The organism is Stenotrophomonas capsici (genome assembly GCF_034961085.1).
GTDB classification, from domain to species: Bacteria; Pseudomonadota; Gammaproteobacteria; order Xanthomonadales; family Xanthomonadaceae; genus Stenotrophomonas; species Stenotrophomonas capsici.
The window spans coordinates 1,013-14,456 of sequence record NZ_JAYFUH010000260.1 but is presented as its reverse complement, the minus strand read 5'-3'; the positions used below and the strand labels follow the sequence as shown (position 1 = coordinate 14,456).

16 protein-coding genes are annotated in these 13,444 nt (G+C 67.3%); 6 read left to right on the top strand and 10 right to left on the bottom strand.

Going from position 1 to position 13,444, the window contains the following annotated elements:
• Nucleotides 1-33: 33 nt before the first annotated feature.
• Nucleotides 34-1,536, bottom strand: a complete 1,503-nt coding sequence (locus tag VA603_RS18560) for an alpha/beta fold hydrolase (protein ID WP_323439708.1) — start codon at nucleotides 1,534-1,536, stop codon at nucleotides 34-36.
• A 179-nt stretch (nucleotides 1,537-1,715) separates the two neighbouring features.
• Between VA603_RS18560 and VA603_RS18555 the strand changes: the two genes are divergently transcribed.
• On the top strand, nucleotides 1,716-3,425 hold the full coding sequence (locus tag VA603_RS18555; RefSeq protein ID WP_323439707.1) for a histidine kinase: 1,710 nt from the start codon (nucleotides 1,716-1,718) through the stop codon (nucleotides 3,423-3,425).
• The gene (locus VA603_RS18550; RefSeq protein ID WP_132865604.1) at nucleotides 3,413-4,114 is read left to right on the top strand and encodes a LytR/AlgR family response regulator transcription factor; all 702 of its coding nucleotides are present in this window, start codon (nucleotides 3,413-3,415) and stop codon (nucleotides 4,112-4,114) included. The genes VA603_RS18555 and VA603_RS18550 overlap by 13 nt, the downstream gene beginning before the upstream one ends.
• Nucleotides 4,115-4,147: 33 nt before the next feature.
• Here VA603_RS18550 and VA603_RS18545 read toward each other — a convergent pair whose 3' ends face one another.
• Nucleotides 4,148-4,510: a VOC family protein gene (locus VA603_RS18545; RefSeq protein WP_132865603.1), complete on the bottom strand. Its 363-nt coding sequence runs from the start codon at nucleotides 4,508-4,510 to the stop codon at nucleotides 4,148-4,150.
• Nucleotides 4,511-4,528: 18 nt separating this feature from the next.
• A complete protein-coding gene (locus VA603_RS18540) occupies nucleotides 4,529-5,023 on the bottom strand; it encodes an SRPBCC domain-containing protein (RefSeq protein WP_132865602.1) in 495 nt (164 codons plus the stop codon).
• Nucleotides 5,024-5,071: 48 nt separating this feature from the next.
• Between VA603_RS18540 and VA603_RS18535 the strand changes: the two genes are divergently transcribed.
• Entirely contained in the window at nucleotides 5,072-5,395 is a 324-nt protein-coding gene (locus VA603_RS18535; RefSeq protein WP_207911828.1) for an ArsR/SmtB family transcription factor, read from the top strand.
• Nucleotides 5,396-5,400: 5 nt separating this feature from the next.
• Here the strand turns inward: VA603_RS18535 and VA603_RS18530 are convergent, their stop codons facing one another.
• On the bottom strand, nucleotides 5,401-6,375 hold the full coding sequence (locus VA603_RS18530; protein WP_132865601.1) for a GlxA family transcriptional regulator: 975 nt from the start codon (nucleotides 6,373-6,375) through the stop codon (nucleotides 5,401-5,403).
• Nucleotides 6,376-6,476: 101 nt separating this feature from the next.
• On the opposite strand from VA603_RS18530, the gene VA603_RS18525 reads away from it, so the two are divergent.
• Nucleotides 6,477-7,025 (top strand): cysteine hydrolase family protein, encoded by a 549-nt coding sequence (locus VA603_RS18525; RefSeq protein ID WP_132865600.1) that lies wholly within the window; start codon nucleotides 6,477-6,479, stop codon nucleotides 7,023-7,025.
• Between the two features lie 124 nt (nucleotides 7,026-7,149).
• A complete protein-coding gene (locus VA603_RS18520) occupies nucleotides 7,150-8,259 on the top strand; it encodes a serine hydrolase domain-containing protein (protein ID WP_323439706.1) in 1,110 nt (369 codons plus the stop codon).
• Here VA603_RS18520 and VA603_RS18515 read toward each other — a convergent pair.
• Nucleotides 8,243-9,820, bottom strand: coding sequence for a winged helix-turn-helix domain-containing protein (locus VA603_RS18515; protein ID WP_323439705.1), 1,578 nt, complete (start codon nucleotides 9,818-9,820; stop codon nucleotides 8,243-8,245). The two genes, VA603_RS18520 and VA603_RS18515, sit on opposite strands and share 17 nt — an antisense overlap.
• Before the next feature lie 183 nt (nucleotides 9,821-10,003).
• Nucleotides 10,004-10,267 carry a hypothetical protein gene (locus tag VA603_RS18510; protein ID WP_323439704.1) on the bottom strand — a complete coding sequence of 88 codons (264 nt, stop codon included), beginning with the start codon at nucleotides 10,265-10,267 and terminating at the stop codon, nucleotides 10,004-10,006.
• An 866-nt stretch (nucleotides 10,268-11,133) separates the two neighbouring features.
• Between VA603_RS18510 and VA603_RS18505 the strand changes: the two genes are divergently transcribed.
• Nucleotides 11,134-11,421, top strand: a complete 288-nt coding sequence (locus VA603_RS18505; protein WP_132865596.1) for a putative quinol monooxygenase — start codon at nucleotides 11,134-11,136, stop codon at nucleotides 11,419-11,421.
• Nucleotides 11,422-11,516: 95 nt separating this feature from the next.
• On the opposite strand, the gene VA603_RS18500 is transcribed toward VA603_RS18505, so the two are convergent.
• The 4 genes from VA603_RS18500 to VA603_RS18485 all read right to left on the bottom strand — a co-directional run bounded on the left by VA603_RS18500 (nucleotide 11,517) and on the right by VA603_RS18485 (nucleotide 13,180).
• Nucleotides 11,517-11,753 (bottom strand): hypothetical protein, encoded by a 237-nt coding sequence (locus VA603_RS18500; RefSeq protein ID WP_132865595.1) that lies wholly within the window; start codon nucleotides 11,751-11,753, stop codon nucleotides 11,517-11,519.
• A 155-nt stretch (nucleotides 11,754-11,908) separates the two neighbouring features.
• Nucleotides 11,909-12,178: a hypothetical protein gene (locus tag VA603_RS18495; protein WP_132865594.1), complete on the bottom strand. Its 270-nt coding sequence runs from the start codon at nucleotides 12,176-12,178 to the stop codon at nucleotides 11,909-11,911.
• A gap of 10 nt (nucleotides 12,179-12,188) precedes the next feature.
• Entirely contained in the window at nucleotides 12,189-12,512 is a 324-nt protein-coding gene (locus VA603_RS18490) for a YkgJ family cysteine cluster protein (protein ID WP_132865593.1), read from the bottom strand.
• A complete protein-coding gene (locus VA603_RS18485; RefSeq protein ID WP_132866217.1) occupies nucleotides 12,509-13,180 on the bottom strand; it encodes a class I SAM-dependent methyltransferase in 672 nt (223 codons plus the stop codon). The genes VA603_RS18490 and VA603_RS18485 overlap by 4 nt, the downstream gene beginning before the upstream one ends.
• Nucleotides 13,181-13,444 lie beyond the last annotated feature (264 nt).

The following is a 13,444-nucleotide window of genomic DNA, read 5'->3' as shown; positions in this document are numbered from 1 at the left end:
GCCGATCGGCGACCGGCATTGCACGGAGCGGTACTACAGCTCGCTTTTGCGCGTGATGAACACGGGCAATGGCACGTCCAGTGCGTCCGCGCTGACCGTCTGGCCGGCGAGGAAGTCCGCGATCCGGTCGGCGATGGCGGCGTTGCCCAGCCAGAGTTCGTTGTCATGGCTGGCGCCGCGTACGCGCAGGTGCTGGCCCTTGCTGAAGCCGGGCAGCAAGGCCTGGGCATTGGCCGGCGGGGTCCGGCCATCGAGCGTGCCGCTGATGAACAACGTCGGGACATCGCTGCGCAGCGGCGCACGGAATGCTTCGCCCAGGTCGGCCAACCCCAGGCCGTCCGCCAGTTCCGGAAGCGGGAAGTTCAACGCGTCGCCAAACAGGCTTTCGCGTGCCTGCGCCTGGACCAGGGCGCGCCGTTGCGGGCTCTGTCCGGAAGCAACGTCCATCGCCAACGGCATGGCGCGGAAGCTGCCCATGTCCTCGCGCATCATCAGCACGAACCCGGCCAGCAACGTGTAGTCACCTGCTTCGGCTTCGCGCAGCAGCAATGGCAGCATCCGCTGCGTCGCGCGCCGGCCAAGCGCGTTTGCGATGGCGATCTGCGCGTCGAACTCGCCGATGGTGACGGTTCTGCCGCCATGCAACGGGCTGCTTGCCTGCACGGGGTGCTGGCGCAAGCTTGCCAGCACGCGTCGGGCGGCGCCTTGCAGGTCGTCGAAGCCGTCCTTGCGCGCGACCGTGGACAGGTCTGCCAGCAGCGTGTCCGCCGCCAGTGGCAGCTTGATCGTATCGTCCGGGCCCTCGGTTCCCATCAGCACCACCCGCTCAAGCTGCGGGCCGTGGCGGCGAACCGTGGCCAGGGCCAGGTGCGTGCCGTAGCTCATGCCCCACAGGCTGATGCGCGGCAGGCCCATGGCGCGCCGGAGGTCGTCGATGTCGTCGGCACTTTCGGCGGTGGTGTACGCGCCGAGATCGACGCCGGCATTGCGCCATTCGTTGATGCATTCGGTGGCTGCACCGCGCAGCGCGGCCAACGCGGCCTCAAGCTGCAATGGCTCGGCGTCGGCGAAACGATGTGCGTGCGAGCATTCCGGGGGCATTTCCGAGAAGTCCGTGCCGCGCTGGTCGAGCAGCAGGACATCGGTCTGGCGACGGACGCGATCGAACACCGGCCAGCGCGGCCCAAGCGCCGTCCCGAAACCCGAGCCACCCGGGCCGCCGGCCAGGTAGACCACCGGTGCGGCGCGGCCATCGCCGCCGGTGGCGGGCAAGCGCACCACCCGCAGGCGGATGCGTGGCCCGTCGGGCTCGCTGTGTCGGCGCGGCACCTCCAGGAAGGCCTCCTCGGTGGCAATCGTGCCGTGGCTCTTGGTGACCATGGCATAGGGGGAGAACACCAGCGGCGTCGGGGCATTGCCGGCTGCTGCCGGTGCCGCTGCAGTTGCGGCCAGGGCCAGGCACAGGGTGGCCAGTACGCCGGCCCGATGCGGGGATGGGCGACGGTCGAAGGGAACGGTGCGCGGTGTGCGGGACATGGCGGACTCCAGTTGTGGGCAAGCGTGGGTGTGGAACTGGCCCCGACGACGGCGGAAGTGGTACCGGGTGCAGGGGGCGTGACCACCATCGCCCCGTACGCGTCGATCCGGCCGCGCCGGTCCGCCCAACGTCTCCAGCTGGCCGTCCAATGTCTCCGCCCAGCCGATACGATGGGCGCATGCAGATCTTCCGGACCCTGGCCGTACTCGCGGTACTGACCGCCGCCGTTGCGGCGTGGATGGCCGTTGCCACGCCGGACATGGCCAAGGTGCAGGTGCTGGACGGTGAGATGGCGCCGGCGGTGCTGCCGGCGACCGGGGCATTGCCGCGGCACCCGCCAGCCACGGCGGACTGGCGCCCGCTGGACCAGGGTGTCTTGGCCGGTTGGCGGGGGCCGTACTGGCTGCGCTGGCACTCGGGGACGCCGGGGGAACAGCACGGGGCCAGCCGTGCACTTCGCCTGTCGCTGCGAGGTGCCAGCCAGCTGTACTGGAACGGGCAGCCCTTGCCGGGCAACGGCGTCGTGGGCCGTACCGCCGAAGCAGAGCACCCCGGCCGCGTCGACATCGTCCGGATACTGCCTGCATCTCCTGACGCGGGCGCGGACGAATTGTTGGTACTTGCCTCCAGCCACCATCAGGGCATCGCGCTGCGCAGCGCCGATGCGGTTGCCGTGGTGGCACCGCCGGAGCTGCTGTTTGGCCATTTGCTCCGGCCCTGGTTGATCGCTGCGTTCGCCATGGGGGCACTGGCGGCGGCATGCCTGTACTTCCTGGCGGTGCAGCGTGGGCGTCCGCGCACGGCGGACACGCGCCTGCTGCTGGCGCTGTGCGCGGTCGGCCTGGTGTTGCCGGTGGTGGAGGCGTGGCGGTCGCTGCTGGGCTATGCCTATCCGTGGCATGGCCCACGCCTGCTCGCCCTGCTGTGCCTGCACGTGGCCGCGGCGGCGTTGTTGCCGGCCTACCTGGCCCAGCGCTTCCGTGTTGCCGTGCCAGCCGGTGCCTGTGCCGTGTACCTGGCGGGCCTGGTGGCAGCGGCGATCTTCATGCCCAGCTTCGACGCCCGCTCCACCGTGGTGCTGCTGCTGAGCCTGTTGGCCTCGGCGGGGGTTCTGCTGCGCGCCCGTGAAGCGCGGGAGGAGCGCTGGCCGATCCTGGCCCTGCTGCTGGCCGGTGCGATGGCCCTGGCGATCGAACGCGGTGCATTCCTTGATGGGCCGTACTTCCTGTTGTTGTCGGTGCTGATGGTCTTCCTGCTGCTGCGGCACGCCGCGCAACTGCGTGCGCTGGACCGCAACAACGCGCGACTGCGCGAGGAGCGCGCGCAGCTGTCGCTGCAACTGCTGCAACGGGGCATCCAGCCGCATTGGCTCATGAACACGCTGACCTGCCTACAGGAACTGATCGAACGCGAGCCGCCACGCGCCAGCCGGATGGTTGAATCGTTGGCTGACCAGTTCGATCGCCTTCGCGACAGCAGCGCCCGGCCGAGCGTGCCCCTGGCCGATGAGCTGGCGCTGTGCCGCAGTCATCTGGACATCGTTGGCCTGGCGCTGGACCGGCCCATCGCGCTGGAGGTGGAGGCCGCCGACATTGGCGTATCGTTGCCCCCCGGCGTACTGCACGCCCAGGTCGAGAACGCATTGACCCATGCCGGGGCCGTCGCCTGCGCGCAGCATCCGTTCCGTCTGCGCGTGCATCGGGAGAATGACCGTTGGGTCCTGGAGCTGCGGAGTGTGCGCGGATCATCGCCACATCGCGGCAGGGGAACCGGCACGCGCTACATCGAGGCCAGCCTGGAGGTCGCCTGGCCCGGTCGCTGGCAGTTCACCCAAGGGGCCGATGGCGCCGATTGGCGTGGCCGGATCGAGCTGCCATGCGCATCCTGATCGTCGAGGACGAGCCGCTGGTACGCCAGCGCCTTCTGCGCCTGTGCGCGGAGCTGGCCGGTGCCCGCGCACGCTTCGATGCGGTGGAGGACCTGGAGTCCGCGGGCGACAGGCTGGGGCGCAGCGTCTACGACGGCCTGTTGCTGGACCTCAATCTTGGCGGCGAGGACGGCTTTGAACTGCTGCGGAAGGCCGTGTCCGGGCGCTACCACTGCGTGGTGGTCTCGGCGCACCGTGAGCGTGCATTGCAGGCGTTCGAGCATGGCGTGCTGGATTTCGTCCCCAAGCCGTTCTCGCGCGAGCGGTTGGGTCAGGCCCTGCAGCGGTTGCTGGACGTGGGGCGCTACCGCTCCGGTCGCGCCCGCTATCTCGGCATCTGGCGGGCCCAGGGCACGGCCCTGGTTGAACTGGCGGATGTCGTGTGGATCCGTGCCGATGGCGACTACAGCGAACTGCACATGTCCGACGGGCGCAGCGAACTGCACGACAAGTCGCTCGCCGGCCTGGGCGCGGTGCTGCCCCCCGATTTCGTGCGTTGCCACCGCTCCTACCTGGTGAACCTGCGCCATGTACGTAGCCTGCATGCCGGCTCGGGCAGTCGCTACTGGCTGGTGCTGAGCGACGGTGCGGCGCTCACCGTTGGCCGTGCCCATGTCGCGGCATTGCGGCAGGAGCTCGGGCTGGATTGAACACGCAGGCTCCTGGCACCGTTGCCACGCCGGTCACCACGCATCCGGCTCGCGGACCATGTGGACGATGCCGGCGGGGTTGGTGATCCAGCCACCCCGGAAGCCTTCCGGCAGGGGTTCGATGGCGTCGCAACGAACGACGCCGGCCTTGGCCAGATGTGCCGCGGCGTCCTCGAAGCGCTCGGTGAACAGCTCCAGCCACACTTCGGCCTGGCTCATTCCCGGTGCTTCGGCGATCCACAGCCGGGTCGGCCCCAGCGCGAAGCCGATGTCCGGCAGCTTGTCGGTGATGGGGGTCAGGCCGATGACGTCCCGGTAGAACTGCAGCGTTGCCTCGTACTGATGCGGCGGCACCTTGATGGCGATGTCGATGCCGCCCTGGAAGGTCGTATGCATGGCGGATGCTCCCGGGTTCTATTCGTCGTCCACGAGTGGTGCGCGCGCCGGTTCGCCGTTGAGTTCGCTGGGGTAGTAGCCCGCGCGCAGGTTGATGCCGTACTCCAGGAATGCCTTCATGCAGCTGAGCATCTGCGACCAGCCTTCGCAGTTGATGTAGGCGCTGCGCTGGCCCTGCACGTCCTCATGCCAGCCGGTCTCGGCGATGGTGACCAGGGTGGCGTCGCCATCGAGCGCGGTGAAGTTCATTTCGATGCGGGTCTTGTAGGTGGCGGTGCCATCGGCGGCGCGGGGGCCATCCCAATGCAGGACGATGCGGCTGTCGGGTATCACCTCGGCCACGTCCACCGGCACGTCGCCCCACCACAGCACCGTCGTACCGGCCACCAGCGGTGCGCTGGCGCCGCCCAGGGTGGTGAAGTACGCGCTGAGCGTTTCAGGATTCACGACCGCATCGAACACCGCGCTGACCGGCTTGGCGATGCGTGCGGATACCCGGAATTCAGGCTTCATGGCACTGCTCCTCTTGCACTGGGTAGCTATGTGTTATAAATATATAACATGATGGATGGCGATGCGGAAGACGCGGTTTTCAAGGCGCTGGCCCACCCCCGGCGGCGGGCGCTGCTCGACTGCCTGAAGGAGCAGCCACGTACCACCGGCATGCTGTGCGAGGCATTCGACGACATGGACCGCTGCACGGTCATGCAGCACCTGAAGGTGCTGGAAGCGGCCGACCTGGTGATCGTCCAGCGCGAAGGGCGCGAACGCTGGAACCACCTCAATCCGCTGCCCATCAAGCACATCCACGAGCGCTGGATCAGCCAGTACGCCACCCATGCGCTGACCCTGCTGGACCGGCTCAAATCCGGCTTGGAAGGCTGAGGGCCTCAGCCCGCGTTGAACCGCCGCCGGTACTCGCCCGGGGTCAGGCCGACGATGCGGTGGAACACCTTGCGGAACGAGCCCGGGTCGCTGTAGCCGACGTCCCAGGCCACGCGTTCCAGAGGCAGCCGGGTGGACTGCAGCAGGTCGCGTGCATGGGCCACGCGCACGCGCTGCCCGTACTCGGTGGCGGTCATGCCGGTGGCCTTCTGGAAACGGCGCAGGAAGGTGCGCTCCTCCAGCCCGGCGCGGCGCGCAAGCTCGGGCAGGGCTGCCGCCTTGGCGTGTGTTTCGTGCAGCCATTGCTGCACTGCCAGCACCGCTGCATCGCCATGCGAGACGCGGGGCGCGAAGCTGCTGTAGTAACGCTGCTGGCGTCCGAGCGGATCGACCAGCAGGGTGCGTGCGGTGTCCAGCATCACCGCCACGCCGAGGTAGCGCTCCACCAGGCGCAGGCCCAGGTCGATCCAGGCCATCGCCCCGCCGGCGGTCAGGATGTCGCCGTCGTCGATGACCAGTTGGTCGGTGTCCAGCCGCACCGCAGGGAAGCGGCTGGCGAAGCTGTCGTTGAACGCCCAGTTGGTGGTGATGGTGCGGCCATCGATGCGCCCGGTTTCGCCCAGCAGGTAGGCCCCGGCGCAGACCGAGGCGAGCGTGCTGCCGGTGTCATGCAGGCCACGCAACCAATCGAGGTAGGGCGCGGCCGCCTCGGCGGTGAGCGGTTCCTCAAGGCTCGGCGGCAGGATCAATACGTCCGGTCGCAGGCTGCCCTGCGCGGGGGAAGGTGCGTCCGGCGCTGGGCGCTGCCCCGGTACGGCGATATGCCATTGCGTGACATGCAGCTGCGGCGGTCCTGCGGGCGCGTGACGGTGGGCGATCCTGCTAGCCAGGGCGAGCAGGTCGGCCAGCCCGAGTACGGCCGCCAGTTGTGCGCCGGGGTAGCGTAGTATCCCGATCTCGATGTGGCGGTCGTGGTGCATCTGTCGGTGCAGCCCTCAAGAATGTCGGTGATGCCCCTTCGCTGCGTGCGGCCGGCGGCGGAAAATTCTCCCACGTTTTCCATACGTGAACCGGGAGCCCCATGCACAAGCGCGCCGTCATCGTCATTGATCTGCAGAACGAATACCTGCCCACCGGCAAGCTGCCACTCACCGGCATCGACGCCGCCGTCGCCCACGCGGTGACGGTCATCGCCGAAGCCCGCCGCACCGGCATCCCGGTGCTGCATGTCCGCCACGAATCGGCCAGCAACGAAGCGCCAATCTTCGTGCCGGGCTCGGACGGGGTGGAGATACAGGCCGCCGTCGCCCCGCGGGAAGGCGAGCCGGTGATCACCAAGCACTTCGTCAATGCGTTCCGCGACACCGACCTGAAGCAGCAGCTGGATGCCCGCGGCGTTGGCGAGGTGGTCGTCATCGGTGCGATGAGCCATATGTGCGTGGACGCCTGCGTGCGGGCCGCCGCCGACTTCGGCTACACGGTCACCGTGCTGCACGATGCCTGCGCCACGCTGGACCTGGCGTTCAACGGCGTCACCGCCCCGGCGGCGCAGGTGCATGCGGCGATGATGGCGGCCTTCGCCTTCGGTTATGCGCGCGTGACCTCGACGGACGCCTGGCTCGCTGGCTGATCCCGGTGAGCGCGGATGCGGTGCAACCGTTTGATTGGAAACGACTTCATTAATCTTCATTCGCACATCAGGCAGTTCATTCGGGGCCATGGTCGGCTGGGCGCTCCCTACCTGGAGTGCCTCCATGCCCCGCCTGATCCGCCTCGCCCTGCTTGCCGTCCTTGCCTCCTTCGTTCCCTGTCTGGCCGCCTCCGCCGCGGCCTCCACGTCCCCTGACTGGACCGTCGCCGACCCCGCCAGCCAGGGCCTGGATGCCATCCGCCTTGCTGCGCTGGATGCCGCGATCCGTGGCGGCGAGGCGCCCGACACCACCAGCGTGCTGGTCGTCCACCGCGGCAAGCTGGTGCACGAGGCCTACTTCAACGGTGCCGACCGCACGACCCTGCACAACACCCGCTCGTTGACCAAGAGCGTGACCGCGATGCTGGTCGGGGCGGCCATCGACCGTGGCTTGATCGTCGGAGTCGATGCGAAGGTGCTTGGCTTCTTCCCCGAGCGCACGCCCGCGCACCCGGGCAGGTTCAAGGACGCCACCACCGTCGAGGACCTGCTGAGCATGAGCGCGCAGTGGGAATGCGATGACAACAACGAATACTCGGCCGGGCATGAGGAGCGCATGTATGTCAGCGCTGATTGGACCGGCTTCACCCTGGACCTGCCCGAACGCGGCTACGCGCCGTGGGTGAAGCGACCGGCGGACAGCCCGCACGGCCGTGCGTTCGCCTACTGCACCGCCAATTCGTTCCTGCTCGGCGCCATCGTCGAGCGCGCCAGCGCGATGCCATTGGAGCGCTTCGCGGCAGACGCGCTGGAGCGCCCGCTGGGCATCAGCGGCTCGGTCTGGCAACACGCCTCCGAAGGCGTCGGCATGGGCGGTGGTGGCACCGAGTACCGCAGCCGCGACCTGGCCAGGCTCGGCCAGTTGTTGGCCGACGGTGGTCGCTGGAACGGTCGACAGGTGCTGTCGCCGGGCTGGGTGCAGGCGATGATGCAGGTGCGCGCACAGACCCCGTTCGACGCCGATTACGGTTACCAGATGTGGCGCTTCACCTTCACCATGGGCGCGCAGGAGCTGCATGCGTGGACGATGTCAGGCAATGGTGGCAATGCGGTGTTCGTGGTGCCGGACAAGCAACTGGTGGTCGTGGTCACGCGCACCCGCTACAACCAGCGCGGCATGCACCAGGAAACCCGCAAGCTGCTGCAGGACTACATCCTCAGCGCGTTGCCGTGACGTCCTTCGCGTCGGCCGGCAACCGCCCGGCCGCGTTGATGCGCGCCCGCTCGGCGGCGACGGCGGACGTGATCGTTGCCAGCACCGGCGTGAAGCCGGGGTCGCTGCGCAGGCCCGCGAGCAGCGGTGACACGCGCAGGTAGTTGGCATCGCGGTAGCCCGCGGCAACGGCGGCCTGCAGCGCTGCCAATGCAGCGCTGCGGTCACCGGCCAGATCGGCCAGCAGGGCGGCGTCGATGCCATCGAAGGCATCGCTGCCCTGCAGGCCCTCGCGCAGGGCGTTGGATTGCACCAACAGTTCGGCCGACGTAGGCCGGACGGCAGCACCGGTGATCCAGGCGACCGTCCGCGGCAGGCTGGCGTGCGGCTTCAGTGCCCGTGCCTTGCCTGCTTCCACCTGCGCGCCATGGGCATCGCCCTGCAGCAGTGCCAGCTCCGCGCCGAGCAGGTGCAACCCCGCGTGCGCGGTGCCACGGGCGCGTGCTTCGGCCAGTGCCGCACGGGCTTCCTCCATGCGCCCATGTTCGAACAGGAACGTGGGCCAGGCCAGGTTGGAGAACACGTTGTCCGGGTACAGCTGGAAGCTGCGCCGGTAGCGTGCTTCGGCTGCGGCAGCGTACCCGAGCAGGTCGAGGTTGGAGGCCACCTGCAGCTCCCAGAAACGCACCTGCCCGGGATGCCGCACGGCGAGATTGGCGTCGAGTGCATCGGCCAGGCGACCCTGCCGGGCGTACAGGTAGGCCGCCGAGGCGCGACTGGCATCGGCGTCGGGATCCAGTTGCACGCTGCGCTCGTAGCCGGCGATGGCCGCATCGACCGCGCCGCGGCAGTCATGGGCATAGGCCAGCACCGCATGCGCGGCAGCCAGCCGCGGCTGGCGGGCGATCACCGCTTCGGCCATCGCCTGGGCCTGGTCGGCATCGTCGCGGCTGCCGCTGTACAGGCACAGGCGCGCTGCCAGGGCGCGTGCCGCGCCCAGCGTGGCCAGGACGTCATCCGGCGCTTCCTGCAGGCGTTGGCGGTACAACGCAAGCGCGCGTTCGTTGTTGTCACGCTGGCCGATGCCGGCGTAGTAGTCGGCGCGCTGCAGTAGCGGGGAGTGCGCCGGGTTGCCGGCGTCGGGCCATTGCCACCAGGCGATGCCTGCTGCCGCCAACAACACGATGGCACCGGCAATGACCAGGCCGCGTCGCGCGTGCGCGGGGGCCGGCGGTGGTGGCGCGTCGAGCGAAGGTTCGCTGCACAGCTGGTAGCCCTGGCCGCGCACCGAGCGCAGGTAGCGCGGTTGCCGGCCGTCCTCGCCCAGTGCCTGCCGCAGCAGGCGCACGCGCTGGGTCACGGTTTCCTCGTTGACATGCGCCGGTGCCCAGACCTGCGCGATCAGCTCATCGAAGCCCACCACGCGCGTGCCCTGCGTGAGCAGGTAATGCAGCAGGCGGAAGCTGAGCCCGCTCACGTCCAGCAGCTGTCCGTCCTCGCGCGTTACCCGCTGGCGAGCCACGTCGATGTGCAGGTCGTCGAGCCGGTACTGCAGGGGCGGGGCAGGTGGGGTGTCAGCCATCGCGAGCGGAGGAGGGTCCGGGAGGGCCAAGAGTATCAGCAGTGCTGTGGTTTCCAGGACCGGGCTTGGAAGCCATATCCCGGGCGCGGTGCGGGGCGAGTCCTGCCTGCGGTGGTTGGGCAGCGGCAATTGCGGCCGACATCATCCGGTGGCTGATGGGAGGTCGATCAATCGCTGCGCGGATCAACGATGGATGTAGCCTTCCTTCAGTTTCTCGAGCTGCGCTCCCGACTCCATCATGCTTTTGATGCGATCGAGCACTGCCTCGATGCCGTTCAGGCGCTCCTGCTCGTTGGAGGTACCCGCTGCCTCTTTCAATGCGCGCCTGGTGACGATGGCGAGCGCACGCAGCTTTTCCAGCCGCTTGGTGTGTGTCCAGGCGTGATTCGACGTCGTCATCTCAAGGGCCAGATCATCGAGATCCGCCCTTGCTTCTTCGTAGTTCATCGCTGCGGCCCTGAGCGCTGGGTGAGCTCATCTCCAATCACCATAGGCGCTTTGCGGGGGAATTGTGCGATTCAATCGCTTGAAGCCTGTTTATCGCACCTGGCCGGTACTTCGTCGTGCCGATTTCTTTACGGTTCAGTGATCTCCCACCCCGATGCATGGCGGGAGCCCGGTTGGGCGTTGCCGGTATATTCGCGGTAGGCGGCTGGATGATGCCGGTTATCGCGGAAATTGGATTTTCCCGGCTGAGTATCACTGCTTGCAGTCAACGTGCATGCACTCCGGTGGCATCGGAAAGCGAACGAACGGCTAACGTGGATGCGCGCACCGTGGGGCTGCGGCAATCATGCCGTTGTACGAGGAAGGGATATGAGCATGCCTCCGCAAGGTTCCAATCCGAACGCCAGGACTGAATCGCAGAAGGAGAGCAGTCCGCCTCTCCGGTCGACAAGGACGGGAAGAAAGTCGATCCGCCGGAGCTTGTTCCGCAGGCCGAGCTTGTCGAAGAAGGGCAGCAGGACCGCAAGGCCGCGAACGACAGCTGAGCTGTCCGAGTGAGTGAGCAGTGGCCCACGTGGTGTTCATGGGAAGCCGCCTGGGCTCACTGTTTGGCTGCCCCGCGCAAGGATGTGCGGGGTGCGGTCGGAGCGCCCGCGTTGGGATACGTGCCATGCGGGAATCCGGCTTTCGACCTCTGTCGCCCGATCTCTGGCGTCGCCGTGTGCGACTGCAGTTTCCCGAAACCCTGTCCGACATCCACGGGTACGTGGCGCTTATGATTGCCGGATTCGCCGGCACCCATGGTCGCTCCTCGTGCAGGGACGCAAGGGTCCGGCGCCTCCTTCGTTCCACCGGATGAAAATGCAGTGCTCAAGGTGATTGCCCAGGACTTCATCAAGCCCGAACACATCGCGACGGTCGCGCCGCTCTATCGCGAGCTGGTCGAGCGCACTCGCCAGGAGCCACTGTGCATCTCCTACGCGCTGTACGTCGACGAAAAGGATCCGGGGCACTTCGTCTTCATCGAAGAGTGGCCGGACCGTGCAGCGCTGGACGCGCATTGCAGTACGGAGCACTTCCGGCGGCTGGTGCCCTTGATCGATCAATACCAGCGTGCCCCGGGAACCTATCTTCTGATGGACGCGTTCCGGTGATCCCGCCAGGTGCGCCACCCGGGCATGCGTGCTTGCAGGCCGGTGCGCCACATCAGGGGATGGGCGGCCCGGTGGTGCCTGCGCGCCGTGGGCGGTTAGTCCTTCTTGCCCCCGAAGTCGATCGGTTTGTCATCTTCGGCACGATTGGACGACCAGACCTGCGCGGAGCGGCACTTGCTTTCCCGGGCGGCGACCTGGGGCGGGAGGTCCTTCACGAAAACCGAGTCATTGCAGGCTTGGTTCATTGCTGAGTCGTCGTAAGTAGCACAAGCCACCGACGCGCTGGAAAGGGCGATTGCAACGATGCAGTTGACGATAGCGGCGGGCTTCATGCGGTGTTGTTCCGGGCGGAGAGGGCTGGTGCACCAGGTCAGCGCGGTATGACGTGCCAGTCATGTATATCCCGCGCGTTTGCCGGCAGGAATGTGATGGAAGTCATGTTCTACCGGTGACATGGCTGCCCGGGTCCGTGGTCCAGCACACCTGATTACTTGCGCTTGTGCGACCTGGCGGGCGTGGCGCTGTCACCGGCTGCGGTGGGCGGTGCCTGGGGGGTGGCCGCGGATTTGTCCGGCGAGGTCTTCATCCGGAAGGGCGTATTGCCGAGCACCTCGATCTTTCCACCGGCGCTTCGGAATGCGGCCATGTCTTCGGCGATGCGCTCACGGCTCAGGTCGTGCTTCTGCACGTTCGGGCTGAAGAACGGGGTCGTCTTCACTGCGGGGTAGCGGGCCGACTTGCGGGGAGGTGTCGCCATGGAGTGCTCCTCATATAAGTTGCAATGCGATCGTGCGAGCGCCCTGCCGGGCATGTTCGTCGCGCTCGGCGCGACAGTAGGGGCCGCCCATCACGAAGGATCGGCAGGCGGTTGGCCTGCTGGCGTAGATGCGGCACTGCATGTGCAGCCCGTCCAGGGCAACGCACCACCCCTCCTGATCCTTGGCCATGACATGCAGGCCGCCGGGAAGATGCGTGGTCAGGTGGGCGGGCACGTCATCCTTCTCATCCAGAACCACGGTGAGCTGGCAGCACAGCGCATCGCATGTGGCGCAGGTGATCTTGGCGCGCTTCTCGCGCTCGACCCGGTTCATGTGGCTACCGCGGTCATGCCGCGCGAGTAATGAAGCAGCTGTCCGCGGAAAGGCTCGGTATCGGCATCATCCATCGGGCATCTTGTCGACAGGAAGGCGAAGCCCTGTTGTTCCAGCATCCGGCTGAAGCGTGCGCTGTTGCCCCGGCCGGGGTCGGTGATGACCACCTCGGCGCTGGGCTTGGCATGACGCAGGATGACATCGGCCATCAAGTCGGTCTGCGCGCGCTCGTAGAGCACGTCGCTGGCAATGATCAGGTCGAACGTGCCAAGCGCGGGCAGTTCCCGGTCCCATCGCAGGTGGCGATAGTGCACGGCAGGTAGTGCGTTCAGTGCGGCGTTGTAGGCGAGGAACGGTTCGGCCAACGGGTGCATGTCCGAAGCAATCACATCGGCACCTCGCTGCATCAGCACGATGCTGGCCAGGCCAATGCCACAACCCAGCTCGAGTATGCGTTTGCCCTGGATGTCGAAGCGGGACATGGCCTGGGCAAGCACGTGTCCGGATGGCCACAGTTGGCCGAACAGGCTCCATTGCGCCGAGGAAATTCCAAGGCGTTCGCCATGGCCGTCCGGATCGCTGAATTGTTGCTTGTCGCTGAGGATGCGCAGCAGGTAAGACTGGCCACCGACGGTGACCTTCACATTGCGTGTCGTATAGCCGGGCATCGCGCACTCCGCCGAGCGACCGCCCATGCATCTGGGCAGGTAACGCATGAAAGGGAGCGAAGTGGGCAACAATCCAGACAGTTGCGCAAAGCGCGCGTAGCGGGCAATGCCCGCGATTTCATGCTAGCACGTCACGATGGATGCAGGCCGGCAATCCCTGGATGGGAAGCTGAACCCGTCAAGGCTGTTTCTGTACATGATGCGACTGATGGGTGTTGGCCATGAAGGATTCCTGCTCGTGCATCATCCGAAGGGGGGCGGACG

Bases quoted from the DNA above. Each gene is read 5' to 3' on its own strand.
- VA603_RS18510 (WP_323439704.1), bottom strand. From the start codon at position 10,267: ATGAACTACGAAGAAGCAAGGGCGGATCTCGATGATCTGGCCCTTGAG.
- VA603_RS18490 (WP_132865593.1), bottom strand. From the start codon at position 12,512: ATGAACCGGGTCGAGCGCGAGAAGCGCGCCAAGATCACCTGCGCCACA.
- VA603_RS18530 (WP_132865601.1), bottom strand. From the start codon at position 6,375: ATGCACCACGACCGCCACATCGAGATCGGGATACTACGCTACCCCGGC.
- VA603_RS18525 (WP_132865600.1), top strand. From the start codon at position 6,477: ATGCACAAGCGCGCCGTCATCGTCATTGATCTGCAGAACGAATACCTG.
- VA603_RS18540 (WP_132865602.1), bottom strand. From the start codon at position 5,023: ATGAAGCCTGAATTCCGGGTATCCGCACGCATCGCCAAGCCGGTCAGC.
- VA603_RS18555 (WP_323439707.1), top strand. From the start codon at position 1,716: ATGCAGATCTTCCGGACCCTGGCCGTACTCGCGGTACTGACCGCCGCC.
- VA603_RS18545 (WP_132865603.1), bottom strand. From the start codon at position 4,510: ATGCATACGACCTTCCAGGGCGGCATCGACATCGCCATCAAGGTGCCG.
- VA603_RS18535 (WP_207911828.1), top strand. From the start codon at position 5,072: ATGATGGATGGCGATGCGGAAGACGCGGTTTTCAAGGCGCTGGCCCAC.
- VA603_RS18550 (WP_132865604.1), top strand. From the start codon at position 3,413: ATGCGCATCCTGATCGTCGAGGACGAGCCGCTGGTACGCCAGCGCCTT.
- VA603_RS18560 (WP_323439708.1), bottom strand. From the start codon at position 1,536: ATGTCCCGCACACCGCGCACCGTTCCCTTCGACCGTCGCCCATCCCCG.
- VA603_RS18495 (WP_132865594.1), bottom strand. From the start codon at position 12,178: ATGGCGACACCTCCCCGCAAGTCGGCCCGCTACCCCGCAGTGAAGACG.
- VA603_RS18500 (WP_132865595.1), bottom strand. From the start codon at position 11,753: ATGAAGCCCGCCGCTATCGTCAACTGCATCGTTGCAATCGCCCTTTCC.
- VA603_RS18520 (WP_323439706.1), top strand. From the start codon at position 7,150: ATGCCCCGCCTGATCCGCCTCGCCCTGCTTGCCGTCCTTGCCTCCTTC.
- VA603_RS18485 (WP_132866217.1), bottom strand. From the start codon at position 13,180: ATGCCCGGCTATACGACACGCAATGTGAAGGTCACCGTCGGTGGCCAG.
- VA603_RS18515 (WP_323439705.1), bottom strand. From the start codon at position 9,820: ATGGCTGACACCCCACCTGCCCCGCCCCTGCAGTACCGGCTCGACGAC.